Source organism: Demequina sp. NBRC 110057, assembly GCF_002090175.1.
In the GTDB taxonomy this organism is placed as follows: Bacteria; Actinomycetota; Actinomycetes; order Actinomycetales; family Demequinaceae; genus Demequina.
This window is the reverse complement of sequence record NZ_BBRN01000005.1, coordinates 374,129-389,424: the sequence shown is the minus strand read 5'-3', so window position 1 is coordinate 389,424 and position 15,296 is coordinate 374,129. Positions and strand designations below refer to the sequence as shown.

Here is a 15,296-nt window from a genome sequence, read left to right as displayed (position 1 = left end):
TACCCTTGTCCCCATGGCAGGTAACTCGAAGCGCCGCGGCGCGACTCGCAACGCTGGCTCGAAGAAGGGTGCCCAGGTCGGCACCGGTGGCCACGGGCGCAAGGCGCTCGAGGGCAAGGGGCCCACCCCGAGGGCCGAGGACCGGCCCTATCACAAGGCTTACAAGGCAAAGAAGCGTGCCGAGGCCGACGCCGCGAAGAAGCCCCAGGGCAAGGGCCGCGTGACCCCGCGCGACCGCACGTCGACGTCGGCGGAGCTCGCGATCGGCCGCAACAGCGTCCTCGAGGCGCTGCGCATGGGCGTGCCCTCGACGGGGCTGAGCATCTTCAACCGCATCGACGCCGACGACCGCATCACCGAGATCGTGTCGCTCGCCGTGGAGCACGGCGTCCACGTCCGCGAGGTGACGAAGGCGACGCTCGACGCGATGGCCGGCGGCTCTCCGCACCAGGGCGTCGCGCTCGAGGTTCCCGCATACGAGTACGCCGATGCCGAGGACCTGCTCGAGTCCGGCGCCCCCATCGCGGTGCTCGACGGCATCCAGGACCCGCGCAACCTTGGCGCGATCATGCGGTCCGCCGCGGCGTTCGGCGCCGCGGGGATCGTGGTGCCCGAGCGCCGCGCGGCGGGCGTGACGGTGGCCGCGTGGAAGGTGTCCGCCGGCGCTGCCGCCCGCATCCCCGTGGCCCGCGCCACCAACCTCACCCGCACCCTCGAGACCTACAAGAAGGCCGGACGCTTCGTCATCGGCCTCGATGCCGGGGGAGAGGTGGACCTTCACGAGTCCGCCCTGCTCAACGAGCCGCTCGTCATCGTGGTGGGCTCGGAGGGCGAGGGCATTTCGCGCCTGGTGCGCGAGACGTGCGACCAGATCGTGTCGATCCCGATCGGCGAGGTCGAGAGCCTCAACGCCTCGGTCGCTGCCTCGATCGCCCTGTACGAGGCCGGCAGGGCACAGAAGGCCTGACAGACGGCCGATGCCGGGGCTGCCTCCGGCATCGGCCCACCTCGCGTGTCAGTCCAGCTGACCCGTCCTGGGCAGGCTCTGCCACGCGTGGATCATGGTCGTGACCGTGGGTGCCTCCCGCGGCGTGCCCGACTCGTCGTCGCCCACCGAGATCTCCTGGCCCAGCACCGACTGCTCGTCGGGGCGGGCCGGCAGCACGTTCTTGACGTACGACGCGACCGCGGCTGGCATCGTCACGGCGGGGTCCTTCTCCGCGAGGAACCAACGGTGGTCGAGGATCTCGTGGAACACCTGGGCGGGCTCGAGCTTGCGCCGGAACTCGCGCGGCACGGCACGCACGGTGGGCTCGAAGACGTCGGCGAGCCACTCGTGCGCGGCGAGCACCTCGTCCTCCTCGTTGCCCATGAGCGCCCGGTACTCGTCCATGTCGTTGAGCAGGCGTCGCGCCTGGTTCTCCTGGACGTCGAGGCCGGTGAGGCGCAGCAGGCGGCGTGAGTGGTGGCCGGCGTCGACCACCTTGGGCCGGATGGTGAGCTCGGAGCCGTCGGAGGTCTGGGTCATGTCCAGCTCGGCGACGTCGAAGCCCAACTCGTTGAGGGCCTGGACGCGCTCGGCGACGTGCATGCGCACGTTCTCGCGGTACGTCTGCTTGGCGGTGAGGGTCTCCCACAGCTCCTTGTAGCGCTCCTCGATGCGGTCGCCCACGGCGAGGGGGTCCACGGTCTCGTCGAGCTCGGCGGCGGCCTGCAGGTCGAACATCTCGCCGATGATGTTGGTGCGCGCCAGGTCGATGTCGTAGTGGCGCTGGCCGGGGGTGAGGCCGTGGTGCAGGTCGCCGGTCTCGGCGTCCACGAGGTAGGCGGAGAACGCCTCGGCGTCGCGGCGGAACAGCGCGTTCGACAGCGACACATCACCCCAGTAGAAGCCCAGCAGGTGCAGGCGCACGAGGAGCACGGCGAGCGCGTCGATGAGCCTGCCGAGGGTGTCGTCGCGCAGCGCCTGGCTGAACAGCGCGCGGTAGGGAAGCGAAAACTGCAGGTGCTCGGTGACCAGCGCGGCGGGGAGCTCCTCGCCCTTCTTGTCCACGCGGCCGTCGACCACGGCGAACGGCACCACGCACGGGGCGCCCATGCGGCCCAACTCCTTGAGCATGTCGAACTCGCGCTGCGCGATGGGCGCGACCGTCTCCTTCACGGCGAGCACGCGCCCGCGGAAACGCACGAACCGCACCACGTGCCGGGAGATGCCGCGCGGCAGGGCCGCGAGGGTGTCCTTGGGCCACGTCTCGAGCGGGACCGACCACGGCAGGTCAAGAAGTTCGGGGTCGACGGCGCCGGTGATCTTCAAGGGCATGCCACCACTCTAGGGCTCGGCCATGTCGCCTGGCCGATGCCGTGGCGGGATCCGTACGTGGCCCGGCCGCCGCATCGGCCCCGCGTCCGCTCCTGGTGGCCCACTTTGCGGCACCAACCGGCCTGACGCGCCGCACATGCGGCCAATTGCGCCATGAGGGTGGGTGGGAGTGGACGGGCAAACGCCGAAGGGGCGGCCAGGGTTTCCCCCTGACCGCCCCTTCGGCGTGAAAAGCGGTGCGACTTAGACGGTCGCCGACTTGTCGGTGGTCACCGCGTCGGACAGACGGTCCGAGGTGGCCGACGAGAAGACGTGCTGCTCGCCCTGGCGGATCTTGACCCACACGTTCTCGCCCTTCTTGGGGACGTCGCGGGGGTCAACGCGGACGATGACCTGGCCGTCGTTCGAGACGGCGGCACCCTCGGCCGCGAGGACCTGGGGGAGCTGGCCGTAGACGAACGCGTCGGAGCCGAGCTCCTCCACGACGACGACCTCGACCGGGAACGCGCCCTCGGTGTTGGGGGCGACGCGGTCGAGCGACTCGGGGCGGAAGCCCAGGATGAGCTGGCCGTTGTCGGCGTCCGACATGCGGCCGATGACGTCGCGCTCGAGGGCAATCTTGTTGCCGCCGATGTTGGCGAAGCCACCCTCGATGTTGAACGTCGAGATGTTCATGGCGGGCGAGCCGATGAAGCCGGCGACGAACACGTTGGCGGGGGCGTCGTACATCTCGCGGGGCGTACCGACCTGCTGGAGGAGGCCGTCCTTGAGGACCGCGATGCGGTCACCCATGGTGAGGGCCTCGACCTGGTCGTGCGTCACGTAGACGGTGGTGGTGCCCAGGCGACGCTGGAGCGCGGCGATCTGGGTACGGGTCTGGACACGGAGCTTGGCGTCGAGGTTCGACAGCGGCTCGTCCATGAGGAACACCTGCGGCTGGCGGACGATGGCGCGGCCCATGGCGACACGCTGACGCTGACCACCCGAGAGGGCCTTGGGCTTGCGGTCCAGGTACTCGGTGAGGTCCAGGATCTTGGCGGCGGCCTCGACACGCTGGCGGATCTCCGCCTTGTCGACCTTGGCGATCTTGAGCGCGAAGCCCATGTTGTCGGCAACGGTCATGTGCGGGTACAGCGCGTAGGACTGGAACACCATCGCGATGTCGCGGTCCTTGGGCTGGACGTGGGTGACGTCGCGGTCTCCAACCCAGATGGAGCCCTTGTCAACGTCCTCGAGGCCGGCGAGCATGCGCAGCGACGTGGACTTTCCACAACCGGAGGGGCCGACGAGGACGAGGAACTCGCCGTCAGCGATGTCGAGCTCGAGCGAGTCGACGGCAGGACGCTCGGTGCCGGGGTAAATCCTCGACGCCTTGTCAAAGGTAACGGTGGCCATGGTGATGCTTCCCTTCACTGGCAGGTACGTGCCAGACGATCCGTGGTGAAGAGTGCCGTGTGTGGTGTCCACAGTGACACTGGCCGCCGCAACCATTGCGACGGTTGCGCATATCTTCGCATACCGCTTCGCCATGTCCAACTGCCCTGCATGTAGCGTTGTTCGCATGGCAGCAGCAGCGCGCGAGCCCGGCGACGAGATCGGGGGATACCGCATCGTCGACCAGCTCGGCAGGGGCGGCTCCGGCGCGGTGTACAAGGTCGTGGACGGTGGGGGCGCGGAGGCCGCGCTGAAGCTTGTCGATGCCCGCGCCGACGAGGTGGCGGCGCTGCGCCTCGAGCGTGAGGTGCACGCGCTGCAGTCGCTCAAGCATCCCGCGCTGCCGTCGATCCTTGACGCGGAGCTCGACGGCGACGAGACCTTCGTGGTGTTCGAGTACATCCCCGGCAAGAGCCTGTGGGATCACGTTCAGGATGAGGGGCCGATGCGCGGCGACGCGCTCGCGGACGTCGCCGACCGTACGGCGTCGGCCCTGGAGGCGGTGCACGCCTCCGGCGTGATCCACCGCGACGTGACGCCGTCCAACATCATGATGGGGCCCGACGGTCCCGTGCTCATCGACTTTGGCCTCTCCCACCGGGCGACTGACGACCGCCTCACCCGCGACGGCCTGGTGTCCGGCACCGCCGGCTACGTGGCCCCCGAAGTGATCGACGGCGAGGAGCCTGGCGCCGTCGCGGACCAGTGGTCGTGGGCCGCGACCATCGCGTACGCCGCGCTGGGACGGGCGCCGTTCGGCTCGGGCACCGGCGCCATCTCCAAGACCCTCGAGGCGAAGGTCGAGCTGCCAGCCTTTCCGGGCTCCGAGGCGCTGACGGCGGCGCTGGGCCGCGACATCGGCGCCCGCCCGGGCCCGAGGGACGTCGTCGCAGCCCTCAGGGGCGCCACCACGGTGCTGCCCCGCAGCGGAGACCTCGAGCCCACCATGGTGGCGGGCATGGCCCCGACAGCCGTGATGGGCGCCACCCGGGGAGACGATGCCGTCGACACCTTCATCACGGGCAGCGAGGCCGACCCCACGGAGCAGCTGTCGTGGACCGGGGACGACCTCGACGAGGCCGGCCATCACGGCGATGGGCAGGACGACGACGCCGCCTTCGACGACGTCCTGACCTCGGACGAGGTCGAGGTGGTCCTCCCCCCGGCCCCGCGCCGCAAGCTCGTGATCGCCACGCTCGCGGTGGCCACGGGATCGGCCGCCGCCTTCGCGCCGTTCATCGCGTTCCTGTTCATGGTGGTGTGCGCCGTGATCGTGCGCGGAGTGCAGCGCCGCGCCCTGGGCCTCGCGACAGCGCGCGCCCGTCGCGGACAGCGCAGGGGCGACGCCGCGCTGCAGACGATCGGCCTGCCGTGGCACATCCTGCGCGCGGCCGGGGAGGCGCTGCCGTCCATCCTGCTTGCAGCCGTGGTGGGCGTCGGCGTGGGCGCTCTCGGCTGGTGGCTCGTGAGCTCCGAGACGGTCGCGCCGGGCACCGTCGAGGGGCAGAGCTGGGGCCACGCCGTCGTGCTGGTGCTCGCCGCGCTCGCCGCGGAGGCGACGCTGTGGTGGGGGCCCTGGGCGGCCCTCACCCGCGAGGGCGCGCACCGCGTGACAGCGGCCGTCTCGCCCAGCCGCGGCCCGTCGACAGTGTGGGTGATCGTCGGCGTCGCCGCGATCGCCGTGATGACGCTCGTCATCCTGCTGCTTGTCGACCCCCTGTGGTGGCCGCTGCCCGACCTTCCAGCCTGACCCCCGCATCGGCCCTCCGTACGGGACCAGAGGTCCTGGGAACCGCTCCCCGCTGCGGTACGTTGAGCCGACAAGTTCCGTCCCCGGAGCCGCTGAAACCATGCCCTGAGGAGGCTGATCGATGACCGTCGCTCAACGATGGAGCGTCCTTCAGCCGTGGCTGTCCACCGTGGTGCGCCTCGCCATGGCCGGCATCCTCATCGCGGCAGCGGTCCCGAAGATGCTGGACATCCCGCAGTCGATCATCGCCGTGCGCGCGTACCGGCTGCTTCCCGAGGCCATCGTGCCGTTCGTGGGCACCATGCTGCCGTTCTTCGAGCTGGCGCTCGCGGTCATCCTCATCGTGGGCCTGTTCACCCGGTGGGCCGCCGTGGCGTGGCTCGTGATGATGGCCGGCTTCACCATCGGCGTGATCTGGGCGTGGAGCCAGGGCCTGTCCATCGACTGCGGCTGCTTCGGCGGCGGCGGCGACGTGGCCGAGGGCACCACCAACTATCCGCTTCACCTGCTCGAGCGCGCCGGCTTCATTGTGCTCGGCGTGTACCTGGCCATCTGGCCCGCATCCAAGTTCTCGCTGGACTCCTGGATGTCACCCAAGGCTCTCTAGACTCACTGCTCAACGACCCCTTCCCCGGAGGAAATCCGCCGACATGGCCAACAAGAAGCCGCAGAAGAACGACCGCGCCGCGCAGGCCCGCAAGGCCGCGCAGGCGCAGATGAAGGCGCAGGAGCGCCGGACGGCCGCGATCATCGGAGTGTCGGCGATCGCCGTGGTCCTGCTGTTCGCCGGCATCGTCTACTTCATCGTGCGCTCCGCCGACATCCCGACGCTCGACTCCGACGACGTCGTGGCCCCCGCGGCCGCCGACACGTCCGGCGGTATCCCTGTCGGCACCGGTGGAGTGGCCGGTGCCGACGTCCCCGAGGACGCCGCCCGCCTGGACATCTACCAGGACTTCATGTGCCCCATCTGCAACCAGTTCGAGCAGATCAACGCCGAGGACCTCAACACGCTGCGTGAGGCGGGAGAGGTCGCGATCTACTACCACCCGATCTCGATCCTCGACCGCTACTCCTCCGGCACCGAGTACTCGACCCGCTCGGCCAACGCCGCCGCGACCATCGCCGACCAGGCCCCCGAGTACTTCCTCGCCTTCCAGGCCGCGATGTACGAGAACCAGCCGGCGGAGAACACCGAGGGCCTCACCGACGCCCAGATCTCGGACATCGCCGTGAGCGTCGGTGTTCCGCAGGAGGTCGCCGACACCTTCGTCGACGGTACCTTCACCAAGTGGGTCATCGCCGCGACCGACCAGTCCAACCAGGACGGCATCTCCGGCACTCCGATGCTGCGTATGGCCGATGCCGGCGACAGTTTCTCCGAGGGCAAGGTGCTCGACCAGACCACCGACGTGTCCTACTTCGAGGAGGGCGCGCTGCTCGCCTACGGCCAGTCCGTGGGCGCCGGCGAGCTCGAGGTGACGTCCGCGACCTCGCCGTCGCCGGGCGCCTCCGAGTAAGCCACTCGATTCGACGAGGACCCCGTCGCCCCTGGGAGGGCGGCGGGGTCCTTGCGTTGGTGGCAGGCGGCCGATGCGGTGGCTCGCCCTCGGTATCCTGTTGCGACGGCGCGTGGTTTCCGCGCCGCTGCTGGCATGGCGCAATTGGTAGCGCACCGTACTTGTAATACGGGGGTTGCGGGTTCGAGTCCCGCTGTCAGCTCCGCTCGCCTTCCCGTGCCGTGCGCACGGTGAGGCTTCCCGTTCTCGCGTAGGCGGCATCGGCCCGCCGCGATCCCTCTCTATCGCTCGTTCGGTACCGCATCGTCCCGGCCGCCCCTTCCCTCGTCGTGTCCGGTTTGTCCCGTTGTGAACAGCGCCACACATCACAGTCGAGTATCGATCGGCGACGTTCCACGCTTGGCGTGTGAAAAATCTCACGAAACCTGCGTCATGATCCGATACACCACATGTCTCTATGTGAGGTAAGTCACCATCCGACCGCCGGTCGGTACCGGGGCCTACCAGAGACGGCCACGTCACCACTGAGGGATGGCGTGCGCCTCGACAAGACGAGGAAAAGTGATGGCTGAGAAGAACAACAAGAACAAGCGCAAGTTCGCGGCGGTCCTGCTGGGCATCGTGGGCGTCGCTGGGCTGTCGGTCGCGTCGGCGTCGACGCTGACGGTCAACCCGGAGAGTGAGGTGGCCGTGGGAACGTCTGCGACCGCCTTCGCCTCGTGCGATGCGGATGGGCAGGTCGGCGTGGGGTACAACTACGGCAAGAACGCGTCCGGGCAGTACGTCATCACGGACGTGTACGTCACCGATGTGTCGCCTGCGTGCGCCGGCAAGAAGGTCGTCGTCGAGCTCGAGGATGCTGCTGCGACCCCCGCGGTCATCGGCACCGCCTCGCAGAGCAACGTGACCGTCACGGGTGGCAAGGTCTCGGTCGGATCTCTCTCGAGCACGGTTCTCGTGTCCACCGATCTCGGCAAGGCTACGGTCGTCATCGGCTAACTCGGCCACGACGAGACCGGACTCGGCCGCATGCCGCACCGCCCCGATGCAGCCTTCTCAGGAAGGCTGCATCGGGGTGCCCGAGGGGCGGTCAACGTGTGCGGTTGGATGGTCCTGGCTCTCGTGGCCTGGCTTGCATGGCCAGCGAATCTCGGCGGCCTGACGTCGTATGTGCTCGTCTCTGGCGAGTCGATGCTCCCGACGTTCGAGCCGAAGGACATGGTCATCGCGCGTGATGTCCTGCCCCAGGTCGGCGACGTCATCGTGTACGCCCCGACCGACCTCGGCGGATCACAAATCGTCCACCGCATCACCGGCGGTAACGCCGATTCTGGTTGGGTGATGCAAGGCGACAACAACGACTTCATCGACCCCTTCGAGCCGTCGGGAGACGAGGTGAAAGGCGTCGTCGTCGCCCATCTTCCGTTCGTGGGGCACCTCACGGCCTGGGTGCTGAATCCGTTGATGTGGATCTTCGTCCTCATCATCGCGGCGGCGGTGGTGGTCTGGCCCTCGCGCGACGCGCCTGGAGACGATGGCCCGTCAGACGACGGCGGCGATGCTGCGACAGGTCGTGGAGACGGCGTCAATGCGGCCGGGGCCGGCAGATCCGCTCGCAGGTACGGCGCAGCGATGTCGACATTCGCCGCGGCTGCGGTGTTGGGTGTCCTCGCTGGCGTGAGCCCAGCCAGTGCCTCGCAGCTTTCCGTGCTGCCGAGCAGCGAGGCCTCCTCGACGCCCGTGTACCGCTGCGGTGTTCAGGGCACGAGCGCGACCACTCTCGCGTCGACCAGCACCGGCTCAGTGACGAGCGGCAATTACGGTGCCGTGAAGGTGAGCGGCCTGCCGAGCGCCTGTCGGGGAAAGCCCGCGGCTATCGCGCTGTACGACGGCAGCGGCGGGTTGCTGTGGAGCGCCTCGGGATCGACCTCGACCTCGGGGACGTCGTTCGACCTCTCGCATGCCTCTGCCACGTATCGACCCGCCTCCGTCAAGGTGGCGATCGTGACTATTGGTGGGTGGCTCTTCGTCTCCTCCTGGGACCCGGGGTCGACCGGTCCGTCTTCATGGTTCACGAGTTGTTCCGCGACGCTGTCCACTGGGGCAACGGTGCCGTGCGGCGTCAACCCGACCGACGTGACGGTGGGGCCGCGCACGGCATGGAGTTATGGGGCTCAGGCGAGCGGCGAGTATCAGCGGGTCGCTTTCACCGTGAGCCCCACGGCTGCCATGCCCAGCGGCGCTCGGGCCGTGAACTGGACGGCGACGATCGACGTGTCGCAGCTTCCGGGTTTGGTCATCGCTCCTGTACGCACCCAGCTGACGTGGCAGTCCGTCACGTTGATCTCGCCACCCGGCTGCGCGAACTACCCGGTGATGACAGTGCGCTCTGAGGACTCGCAGTTCTCGCAGACATGGTTCGTCGGCACTCCGTCCGCTACGGAGTCGGTGTATCTCTGCGGTGCGCGCTAGTCTCGCGATCCCCATCGCACAGGCGTTGCGCCCTGCTCGACCAGCAGGTGATTCACCTGTGAAAACGGGTGCGATCCAAAGAACCCGCGCCGTGCCGACAACGGGCTCGGGTGCGAGGAGGCGACGATGGGAACGTCTCCCAGCAGCGGCGCGAGCGTCTGCGCGGGCTTGCCCCACAGCACCGCCACGAGTGGCCCGCCGCGCGCGGCAAGGCCCTCGATCGCTCGCGACGTGACCTCCTCCCAGCCTCGCCGACGGTGCGAACCGGCCTCGCCCGGCCTCACCGTGAGCACACAGTTCAGGAGCATGACGCCCTGGTCGGCCCAGTGGCTCAGGTCGCCGGATCCAAGCGTCTCGCCCGTGTCATCGGCCAACTCCTGGGCGATGTTGCGTAGCGACCGCGGCATGGGATGACCGGGTGCGACCGAGAAGCTGAGCCCGACCGCGTCGCCGGGAGTCGGGTACGGGTCTTGGCCGACGATCAGCACCCTGACGTCGCACAGGGGTATGCGAAACGCGCGCAGCACCGCATCGGCCGCGGGCAGGTACCCGTGTCCCGCCGCGATCTCGTCGCGGAGGAAAGCTCCGACGGACTCGAATGCCGGAGCCGCCGGCGCAAGCGCATCGGCCCATCCCGGCCCCACCTGATCTCGCCACCCGCTCACCATGGCGGCCACCCTACCCACGGGACACCTGGCCGATGCTGGCGCCGCCTGCACTGTTGTGCCCGTTTTCGGCCTTAGGCTGACGCCAGTACGGGAGACCCAGGGGAGGTGGCGCATGACCGAAGCCGCGGTAGATGAGCCCATCTCCGGCGACCTGTCCGAGCGCGACGCAGCCATCCTGCGCTTCGAGCGCCAGTGGTGGAAGTACGCGGGCGCCAAGGAGGACGCGATCCGCGAGTTGTTCCACATGTCGAGCACGCAGTACTACCAAGTGCTTGGCTCGCTTATCGACAACCCCGCTGCCCTCGAGGCCGACCCCATGCTGGTGAAGCGACTGCGGCGCATGCGTGCGGCGCGCCAGCGCGGACGCTCCACGCGTGCGTGGGGTTCGGCGTCTGTTCGTTAGGCTGACCTCCGTGCCACATGATGACGAGCGCGACGAGTTCGACGACATTGCTGACCAGGGAGGCCCGGTCGGTGTCCACCGTCGCCCCATCCCGTGGTGGTCGCGAGTTCTTCCGCCGATCCTGGCGTTCATCGCCGCTGGCCTTGTGGCCTACCTCATCGCTGTGCTGGTGTGGAACTCTGGGCAGTCGGACGACGAGTCCGAGCCTGCGGTCACGGTGACGTCTTCGCCGGACCCGTCCGCGGAGACGACCACGTCTCCGTCGGCATCGGCTTCCCCCTCGGTGTCGGCCTCGCCTTCCGCGTCGCCCTCGGCGAGCCCGTCAGTGTCGGCGACGCCCGAGCCGGAGATCGAGTACGACGTCCAGATCCACGTCCGCAACGGCGCTGGTATCCAGGGCCTCGCCGGAGAGCAGCAGGTGGCCCTCGAGGACGCCGGCTTCACCAACATCGAGGCAAACAACATCGCTCCCGGGCTGATCCCGAACGGCGTCAACACCGTTGCTTATGGCGACGAGCGTCTCGCCGACACCGCGCAGGCCGTGGCCGACGCGCTGGGCATCGAGGCGATCGACGACTCCGGCACACCTGGCGGTGCGGAGATCGAGGTCCTTCTCGCCACCAACCCCGGCAACTAGCAGGTCTGCCCTGGCGGTGGGGTGCCCCCAGTACTCCCCATATGGATCGGACCGCACAAGGGATCCAGGCCTCCCCCTTTCCATGGGTGCGGGTGCGGCGCCATTGCGTGCGGGTCTCTGCGTCCCGTCACGCCCTGGGTGAACGACGCGTGAAGGGTTTGCACTCGGCAGGGGAGAGTGCCAGAATCGGCGTTAGCACTCACACCCTGAGAGTGCTAAAGAAGTTCGGCTAGCAGTCGAGGCGCCAGGCCCCGTCGTGACGTGAACGGCAGGAGCGGGCGTCGTCCGTCGCGGGCGACTCGCCAGCCACCGTCATCGAAAGAGGACTCACACCCATGGCAAAGCAGATTGCCTTCGATGAGGAGGCCCGTCGCGGCATGGAGCGGGGCATGAACGCCCTCGCCGACGCCGTCAAGGTCACCCTCGGCCCCAAGGGCCGCAACGTTGTGCTCGAGAAGAAGTGGGGCGCCCCCACGATCACCAACGATGGAGTCTCCATCGCCAAGGAGATCGAGCTTTCGGAGCCTTACGAGAAGATCGGCGCCGAGCTGGTCAAGGAGGTCGCCAAGAAGACGGACGACGTCGCTGGCGACGGCACCACCACCGCCACCGTGCTCGCCCAGGCGCTCGTGCGCGAGGGCCTGCGCAACGTCTCGGCTGGCGCCAACCCGATCGCCCTGAAGAAGGGTATCGAGAAGGCCGTCGCCGCCGTGACCGAGCAGCTCCTCGCCTCCGCCAAGGAGGTCGAGACCAAGGAGCAGATCGCCGCGACCGCCGCCATCTCCGCCGGTGAGCAGGAGATCGGCGACAAGATTGCCGAGGCGATGGACAAGGTCGGCAAGGAAGGTGTCATCACCGTCGAGGAGGCCTACCAGCTCGGTATCGAGCTGGAGCTGACCGAGGGTATGCGCTTCGACAAGGGCTACCTGAACCCCTACTTCGTCACCGACGGAGAGCGCCAGGAGGCCGTGCTCGAGGACGCCTACGTGCTCCTTCTCGAGTCGAAGATCTCGTCGCTCAAGGACCTGCTGCCCATCCTCGAGAAGATCATGCAGGCGGGTAAGCCCCTCGCGATCATCGCCGAGGACGTCGACGGCGAGGCCCTCGCGGCCCTGGTCGTTAACAAGCTGCGTGGCAACCTCAAGGTCGTCGCCGTCAAGGCGCCCGGCTTCGGTGACCGCCGTAAGGCGATGCTGCAGGACATGGCCATCCTCACCGGTGGTCAGGTCATCTCGGAGTCGGTGGGCCTCTCGCTCGAGAGCGCGACGCTCGACCTGCTGGGCCAGGCCCGCAAGGTCGTCGTCACCAAGGACGACACCACGATCGTCGACGGCGCCGGCTCGGACGAGCAGGTTGCCGGCCGCGTGAACCAGATCCGCGCCGAGATCGAGAACTCGGACTCGGACTACGACCGCGAGAAGCTCCAGGAGCGCCTCGCCAAGCTCGCTGGCGGCGTCGCCGTTATCAAGGCGGGCGCGGCGACCGAGGTCGAGCTCAAGGAGCGCAAGCACCGCATCGAGGACGCCGTCCGCAACGCGAAGGCTGCCGTCGAGGAGGGCATCGTCGCCGGTGGTGGCGTGGCCCTCATCCAGGCCGGCGCCGCCGCCCTGGGCTCGCTCGAGCTCGAGGGTGACGAGGCCACTGGTGCTCGCATCGTCGAGGCCGCCATCTCCGCGCCCCTGCGCCAGATCGCGATCAACGCCGGCCTTGAGGGTGGCGTCGTCGTCGAGAAGGTCAAGGGTCTCGAGACCGGCTTCGGCCTGAACGCTGCGACCGGCGTGTACGAGGACCTCCTCGCCGCCGGCGTCAACGACCCGGTGAAGGTCACCCGCTCGGCGCTGCAGAACGCTGCGTCGATCGCGGCCCTGTTCCTCACCACCGAGGCCGTCGTCGCGGACATCCCCGAGCCCGAGCCGGCCATGCCGGCCGGCGGTGGCGACATGGGCGGCATGGGCTTCTAAGCCCTCCCGCTCAGCGTCCGCGCTGCAACGCAACGAAGGCCCCAGGGTTCGCCCTGGGGCCTTCGTCGTGTCAGGAGCCGGTGCGACGCTCGGCGCCCGTGACGCGCAGCCCGGAGGCTCGCAGCCGGCGCACCAGTTCTCGGCTGTCGACGGCGACCGCTCCGAGCTCCACGAGACGCGGGTACAGCTCCACGGGGACGTCGTAGTGGTCGCGATCGAAGGCCCGCTCCGGAATCCCTGCCGCACGCGCCAGCGCGTGAAGCTCCTCGAGGGAGGCGTCGGAGACCATGTGGCCCCAGACGCGGCCGTGGCGGGGCCACAGCGGAGGGTCGATGAGGACGGTCACGCAGGCGACCCTACGCCGGCATCGGACCTACCCGAACATTCGCGTGGCCTGCTGCTCCGCGTCCTCGTAAGTTGTCGCGGCGTGGGCGAGCGCCGTCGAGAGGGCATCGAGCGCCTGCTCCACCTGGGCCTGCGCCGCATGCCACTGGTCGAGGACGCCGGCGAAGGCGGTCGCGGCGCCACCCTGCCACGAGCCCTCCAGGGCCGTGAGTTGGGACACCATCGTGGCGACCTCCGTCCGGATGGTCTCGCCTGAGGCTGCGGCGCGCGCGGAGGCATCGGCCACCTGGGCCGAGTCGACGTTGAAGCGGGTCATGAGAACTCCTGTCGTGAGGGGGTGATGACCCTCAGGACGTTAGGAGCGGCCGCGGCCCTGCGTCGTCACGGCGACGGCGAGCGGGGAGGAGCGGTGTTCGGCGCCGGTTCTGGGGACGACGCTCAGGAGGCCGAGGACGATGCCCGCAGCGGGCCGTCATGCGTCAGCGTCGACAGGGCGGCGGTGTCGAGGCGAAACTCCTGATCCTCGCGAGACAGCCATGCGAGCTCGGCCTGCAGGTTCTGCCGCGCCTGCGCCTCCCAGCCCTGACCCAGCGGCGTCGTGTAGATGCGCTCGCGGGAGAGGATCTTCGTCACGATCGCGCGGCGCGCGACAAGGAAACGGTCCGTGGGGATGTGGGCGTACTCCTGGCGCACCGACTTCACGTAGTGCTTGTAGCGCTGGGGGTCGCTCGCGAGGACGGCGAGGTCGGCATCGGACAGGACGGCGGCGTCGCCCAGCCCCGTCGCGTGACGCGCGAGCCCGGCGACGAGCCCCGCGACCTTGTCGATGGCCGGCTGCGGCAGGCCCAGGCTTGCGAGCTCGTCGCGCGCGTACTGAGCGCTGGCAACCTCGTCCTCGCCGCCGCGCTTCTCGTAGGCCGCGCGCTCGGCGGCGTCGAAGATCGCGCCGTGATACCAGGCGGCAAGCCGCACGATGTTGGGGTGCTGGGTCTCCTGCTGGAGCTCGTCCACGTACTGCAGGAGGTCGACGAGGTGGCCCACGCCGTGGAAGAAGCGTCCCGGCTCGGCCCACCGGTTGAGGAGCCTGTCGCCGGCCGCCTGTACCTCGCGCGGTTCAGCAGTCGCGCCCGCGCCACACGCGGCCCGCGCGTACGCCGGGACCAGCCATCCAGGGATGACGGTCGTGCCCATGTTTCACCTCAGAGATCGCGAGCGCCGGTTGTGCGCGGTTCCAGTGTGCGTCGTGGCGGCGTGCGGAGGCAAACCCGCGCGCCGCGCCCGGGCGACGCTAGCACCGGCGCGTCACCCGCGCGCCGCCCGCACGGTCGTGTCGGGGTGGGCGGCTAGACTGATGCGGGTGCCGAATCCGCGGCACCCTGATGAGACCAGCGAGGTAGATGTGCCTACCGGCCGTGTGAAGTTCTTCGACTCTGACAAGGGGTTCGGCTTCATCGCCAGCGACGATGGCGACGAGGTCTTCCTCCATGCCTCCGCGCTGCCCGCGGGCACGCCCTCGCCGAAGCCCGGCACGCGCGTGGACTTCTCTATCGTGGATGGCCGGCGCGGCCCGTCGGCGCTGTCGGTGACGCTGCTGGAGCCCGTCAAGACCGTGTCCCAGGGCCTTCGCAAGAAGCCCGAGGAGATGACGGTCATCGTCGAGGACCTCATCAAGATGCTCGATGGCGTGTCGAACTCCCTGCGTCGGGGCCGCTACCCCGACGGCGACCGCGGCCAGAAGGTCGCGTCCGTGCTCCGCGCCGTCGCTGACCAACTGGAGGCGTAGCCG

At 69.1% G+C, this 15,296-nt stretch carries 16 protein-coding genes and 1 tRNA gene; 11 read left to right on the top strand and 6 right to left on the bottom strand.

The window, feature by feature from the left end; genetic code table 11:
* Nucleotides 1-13: 13 nt before the first annotated feature.
* Complete coding sequence (gene rlmB, locus B7K26_RS10255; RefSeq protein ID WP_084079083.1) at nt 14-967, top strand: 23S rRNA (guanosine(2251)-2'-O)-methyltransferase RlmB; 954 nt, start codon at nt 14-16, stop codon at nt 965-967.
* 48 nt (nt 968-1,015) lie between these two features.
* On the opposite strand, the gene B7K26_RS10250 is transcribed toward rlmB, so the two are convergent.
* Both B7K26_RS10250 and B7K26_RS10245 read right to left on the bottom strand, forming a co-directional pair.
* The gene (locus tag B7K26_RS10250; protein ID WP_084079082.1) at nt 1,016-2,320 is read right to left on the bottom strand and encodes a DUF4032 domain-containing protein; all 1,305 of its coding nucleotides are present in this window, start codon (nt 2,318-2,320) and stop codon (nt 1,016-1,018) included.
* Nucleotides 2,321-2,563: 243 nt separating this feature from the next.
* On the bottom strand, nt 2,564-3,715 hold the full coding sequence (locus B7K26_RS10245) for an ABC transporter ATP-binding protein (RefSeq protein ID WP_084079214.1): 1,152 nt from the start codon (nt 3,713-3,715) through the stop codon (nt 2,564-2,566).
* Between the two features lie 166 nt (nt 3,716-3,881).
* Between B7K26_RS10245 and B7K26_RS10240 the strand changes: the two genes are divergently transcribed.
* The 6 genes from B7K26_RS10240 (at nt 3,882) to B7K26_RS10215 (ending at nt 9,496) form a co-directional block, all read left to right on the top strand.
* Nucleotides 3,882-5,504 (top strand): serine/threonine-protein kinase, encoded by a 1,623-nt coding sequence (locus B7K26_RS10240; protein WP_159449668.1) that lies wholly within the window; start codon nt 3,882-3,884, stop codon nt 5,502-5,504.
* A 121-nt stretch (nt 5,505-5,625) separates the two neighbouring features.
* Complete coding sequence (locus B7K26_RS10235) at nt 5,626-6,111, top strand: DoxX family protein (RefSeq protein ID WP_084079080.1); 486 nt, start codon at nt 5,626-5,628, stop codon at nt 6,109-6,111.
* Nucleotides 6,112-6,154: 43 nt separating this feature from the next.
* The gene (locus B7K26_RS10230; RefSeq protein WP_084079079.1) at nt 6,155-7,024 is read left to right on the top strand and encodes a thioredoxin domain-containing protein; all 870 of its coding nucleotides are present in this window, start codon (nt 6,155-6,157) and stop codon (nt 7,022-7,024) included.
* Nucleotides 7,025-7,153: 129 nt separating this feature from the next.
* Nucleotides 7,154-7,226, top strand: a tRNA-Thr gene (locus tag B7K26_RS10225).
* A 362-nt stretch (nt 7,227-7,588) separates the two neighbouring features.
* The gene (locus B7K26_RS10220; protein ID WP_084079078.1) at nt 7,589-8,023 is read left to right on the top strand and encodes a hypothetical protein; all 435 of its coding nucleotides are present in this window, start codon (nt 7,589-7,591) and stop codon (nt 8,021-8,023) included.
* A gap of 30 nt (nt 8,024-8,053) precedes the next feature.
* The gene (locus B7K26_RS10215) at nt 8,054-9,496 is read left to right on the top strand and encodes a S24/S26 family peptidase (RefSeq protein WP_084079077.1); all 1,443 of its coding nucleotides are present in this window, start codon (nt 8,054-8,056) and stop codon (nt 9,494-9,496) included.
* Here B7K26_RS10215 and B7K26_RS10210 read toward each other — a convergent pair.
* A complete protein-coding gene (locus tag B7K26_RS10210; protein WP_084079076.1) occupies nt 9,493-10,164 on the bottom strand; it encodes a uracil-DNA glycosylase in 672 nt (223 codons plus the stop codon). The two genes, B7K26_RS10215 and B7K26_RS10210, sit on opposite strands and share 4 nt — an antisense overlap.
* A gap of 112 nt (nt 10,165-10,276) precedes the next feature.
* On the opposite strand from B7K26_RS10210, the gene B7K26_RS10205 reads away from it, so the two are divergent.
* The 3 genes from B7K26_RS10205 to groL all read left to right on the top strand — a co-directional run bounded on the left by B7K26_RS10205 (nt 10,277) and on the right by groL (nt 13,165).
* Nucleotides 10,277-10,567 carry a DUF3263 domain-containing protein gene (locus B7K26_RS10205; protein WP_084079075.1) on the top strand — a complete coding sequence of 97 codons (291 nt, stop codon included), beginning with the start codon at nt 10,277-10,279 and terminating at the stop codon, nt 10,565-10,567.
* A gap of 10 nt (nt 10,568-10,577) precedes the next feature.
* Nucleotides 10,578-11,204: a LytR C-terminal domain-containing protein gene (locus tag B7K26_RS10200; protein ID WP_159449667.1), complete on the top strand. Its 627-nt coding sequence runs from the start codon at nt 10,578-10,580 to the stop codon at nt 11,202-11,204.
* Nucleotides 11,205-11,539: 335 nt separating this feature from the next.
* Nucleotides 11,540-13,165: a chaperonin GroEL gene (gene groL, locus B7K26_RS10195; protein ID WP_084079073.1), complete on the top strand. Its 1,626-nt coding sequence runs from the start codon at nt 11,540-11,542 to the stop codon at nt 13,163-13,165.
* A gap of 70 nt (nt 13,166-13,235) precedes the next feature.
* Here groL and B7K26_RS10190 read toward each other — a convergent pair whose 3' ends face one another.
* The 3 genes from B7K26_RS10190 to B7K26_RS10180 form a co-directional block, all read right to left on the bottom strand.
* Complete coding sequence (locus B7K26_RS10190) at nt 13,236-13,511, bottom strand: DUF4031 domain-containing protein (RefSeq protein WP_084079072.1); 276 nt, start codon at nt 13,509-13,511, stop codon at nt 13,236-13,238.
* Between the two features lie 27 nt (nt 13,512-13,538).
* Nucleotides 13,539-13,826, bottom strand: coding sequence for a WXG100 family type VII secretion target (locus B7K26_RS10185; RefSeq protein ID WP_084079071.1), 288 nt, complete (start codon nt 13,824-13,826; stop codon nt 13,539-13,541).
* 122 nt (nt 13,827-13,948) lie between these two features.
* Complete coding sequence (locus tag B7K26_RS10180) at nt 13,949-14,701, bottom strand: hypothetical protein (protein WP_084079070.1); 753 nt, start codon at nt 14,699-14,701, stop codon at nt 13,949-13,951.
* A gap of 208 nt (nt 14,702-14,909) precedes the next feature.
* Here B7K26_RS10180 and B7K26_RS10175 point away from each other — a divergent pair, with 208 nt between their 5' ends.
* Complete coding sequence (locus tag B7K26_RS10175; protein WP_084079069.1) at nt 14,910-15,293, top strand: cold-shock protein; 384 nt, start codon at nt 14,910-14,912, stop codon at nt 15,291-15,293.
* Nucleotides 15,294-15,296 lie beyond the last annotated feature (3 nt).

Excerpts from the sequence above, each read along its gene's own strand:
- B7K26_RS10210 (WP_084079076.1), bottom strand. The coding sequence starts at position 10,164 with ATGGTGAGCGGGTGGCGAGATCAGGTGGGGCCGGGATGGGCCGATGCG.
- B7K26_RS10230 (WP_084079079.1), top strand. The coding sequence starts at position 6,155 with ATGGCCAACAAGAAGCCGCAGAAGAACGACCGCGCCGCGCAGGCCCGC.
- B7K26_RS10205 (WP_084079075.1), top strand. The coding sequence starts at position 10,277 with ATGACCGAAGCCGCGGTAGATGAGCCCATCTCCGGCGACCTGTCCGAG.
- rlmB (WP_084079083.1), top strand. The coding sequence starts at position 14 with ATGGCAGGTAACTCGAAGCGCCGCGGCGCGACTCGCAACGCTGGCTCG.
- B7K26_RS10215 (WP_084079077.1), top strand. The coding sequence starts at position 8,054 with ATGCCGCACCGCCCCGATGCAGCCTTCTCAGGAAGGCTGCATCGGGGT.
- B7K26_RS10220 (WP_084079078.1), top strand. The coding sequence starts at position 7,589 with ATGGCTGAGAAGAACAACAAGAACAAGCGCAAGTTCGCGGCGGTCCTG.
- B7K26_RS10240 (WP_159449668.1), top strand. The coding sequence starts at position 3,882 with ATGGCAGCAGCAGCGCGCGAGCCCGGCGACGAGATCGGGGGATACCGC.
- B7K26_RS10245 (WP_084079214.1), bottom strand. The coding sequence starts at position 3,715 with ATGGCCACCGTTACCTTTGACAAGGCGTCGAGGATTTACCCCGGCACC.
- B7K26_RS10180 (WP_084079070.1), bottom strand. The coding sequence starts at position 14,701 with ATGGGCACGACCGTCATCCCTGGATGGCTGGTCCCGGCGTACGCGCGG.
- groL (WP_084079073.1), top strand. The coding sequence starts at position 11,540 with ATGGCAAAGCAGATTGCCTTCGATGAGGAGGCCCGTCGCGGCATGGAG.
- B7K26_RS10250 (WP_084079082.1), bottom strand. The coding sequence starts at position 2,320 with ATGCCCTTGAAGATCACCGGCGCCGTCGACCCCGAACTTCTTGACCTG.
- B7K26_RS10235 (WP_084079080.1), top strand. The coding sequence starts at position 5,626 with ATGACCGTCGCTCAACGATGGAGCGTCCTTCAGCCGTGGCTGTCCACC.
- B7K26_RS10185 (WP_084079071.1), bottom strand. The coding sequence starts at position 13,826 with ATGACCCGCTTCAACGTCGACTCGGCCCAGGTGGCCGATGCCTCCGCG.